Raw genomic sequence first — 563 nt, 5'->3', positions numbered from 1 at the left:
CCACGGATTTTCACTTGATGGTCGATGCGACCGACGTACTCGATCACGCCATCGCTGCGGTACTGCGCCAGGTCGCCGGTGCGGTACAAGCGTGCGCCACTGTCGCCGAACGGGTCGGGGATGAACCGCAACGCCGTGAGGTCGCCGCGACTCAGGTAGCCCCGGGCCAGGCCGGCGCGACCGACGTACAACTCTCCGATACAACCCTTCGGCACTGGGTTGAGATCGCCGTCCAGCAGGTACCACGACAGGTCGGCAATCGGTTCGCCAATCGGGCTGCTGGCGTCCTGCTCCAGGTCCGCCAGCGACAGCGGACGGTAGGTCACATGCACGGTGGTTTCGGTGATGCCATACATGTTGATCAGTTGCGGCGCCGCATCGCCGAAGCGCTCGAACCACGGACGCAGGGACTTGACGTCCAACGCCTCGCCACCGAACACCACGTAGCGCAAGGCATTGGCCCGGTCATCAGCGCAGGCTTCGTGCATCAATTGCTTGAACGCCGAGGGCGTCTGGTTGAGCACCGTCACCCCGGCGTCGCACAGCAACTCGTGGAACTGCTG

1 protein-coding gene is annotated in these 563 nt (G+C 64.3%); it reads right to left on the bottom strand.

Going from position 1 to position 563, the window contains the following annotated elements:
- A partial coding sequence (locus AC3A5O_RS28765) for an AMP-binding protein (protein ID WP_487754017.1) occupies positions 1-563 on the bottom strand: 563 nt, incomplete at both ends.

It is taken from the genome of Pseudomonas sp. Soil_N_39 (assembly GCF_057655955.1).
This window is presented reverse-complemented; position numbering and strand designations above follow the sequence as displayed.